Origin of the sequence: Streptococcus oralis (genome assembly GCF_001579175.1) — a bacterium.
GTDB lineage: Bacteria > Bacillota > Bacilli > Lactobacillales > Streptococcaceae > Streptococcus > Streptococcus oralis_O.
The window spans coordinates 1-1,199 of record NZ_KQ970765.1; the positions used below are offsets into that span (position 1 = coordinate 1).

General features: G+C 44.8%; 2 protein-coding genes. Both read right to left on the bottom strand.

Annotated features, from left to right (window positions below; genetic code table 11):
* The coding region (locus tag SORDD24_RS10500) for a glycosyltransferase (protein WP_196757303.1) at window positions 1–259 on the bottom strand (259 nt) is incomplete at its 3' end.
* A gap of 1 nt (window position 260) precedes the next feature.
* Window positions 261–1,199: UDP-N-acetylmuramoyl-L-alanine--D-glutamate ligase (murD, locus tag SORDD24_RS10505; protein ID WP_061410183.1), on the bottom strand; the 939-nt coding region annotated here is incomplete at its 5' end.

Sequence of the window (1,199 nt, forward strand, 5' to 3'; positions counted from 1 at the left end):
AGAGGGATTGGACAATTCCCCAACCAACTTTGAAGACATCCAGCATATTTTGCCAAGAAAAATAGCGACGCAACTTCCCAGTCGCAATAGAATGGAAAGTAACATCCAAACCTGACTTGAGGATTTCTTGGTGTTCGATTCCGTGTTTATCACCGATATAATGAACTTCCCAGCCGTCTTCGATGAACTTAGGCATTAACAAAAGGTTGAGGGTGACATGTCCAACCGTCCCCCCACCTGTAAAGACAATTTTTTTCATATTATTCCTTTAACTCCGCTACTGTGTCGATAAAGAGGTCGCCACGTACTTCAAAGTTAGCATACATATCCCAGCTAGCATTGGCAGGACTGAGCAGAACCACATCTCCTTGAGTCGCAAGCTCATAAGCCTTGCGAGTTGCATCAGCAATATCGGTCGCATCCACATAAGCCACACCAGCCTTATCTGCTGCCCGTTTGACACGTTCTGCAGACTGACCGAGGATGACCATCTTCTTGAGCCCAGTAATATCTGGAACCAATTCGTCAAACTCATTTCCACGGTCCAAACCACCTGCAATTAAGATGACCTGGCTGTTGTCAAATCCTGACAAGGCTTTTTGAGTAGCTAGGATATTGGTTGACTTGCTATCGTTATAGAATTTGACACCCTTAATCTCATCCACGAATTGGAGACGGTGTTTGACGCCACCAAAGGCTGAGAGAGTTTCCTTAATGGTTTGATTGTCCACACCACGAAGTTTGGCTACTGCAATTGTTGCAAGGGCATTTTCTACATTGTGGCTACCTGGAACACCGATTTCATCCGCTGCCATGACCACCTCACCACGGAAGTAGAGCAGACCGTTTTCTAGATAAGCTCCATCAACCGTTTCTTTTGTTGAAAATGGTACAACAGTAGCCTGTGTTTTGCTAGCCAATTCTTTTGCCAAGTCTTGGTTAACGTTCAAGACAAGAAAATCAGCTGCTGTCATATTTTTTTGGATATTCCACTTGGCTGCCACATATTCTTCAAAAGAGCCATGATAATCAAGGTGACTAGGCATGAGATTGGTAATGACCGCAATCTCTGGATGGAACTCCTGGATTCCCATCAGTTGGAAAGAAGAAAGTTCCATGACGAGCGTGTCCTTGTCTGTCGCAGTTTGAGCAACCTGACTAGCTGGATAGCCGATATTCCCTGATAAGAGACCATGTTG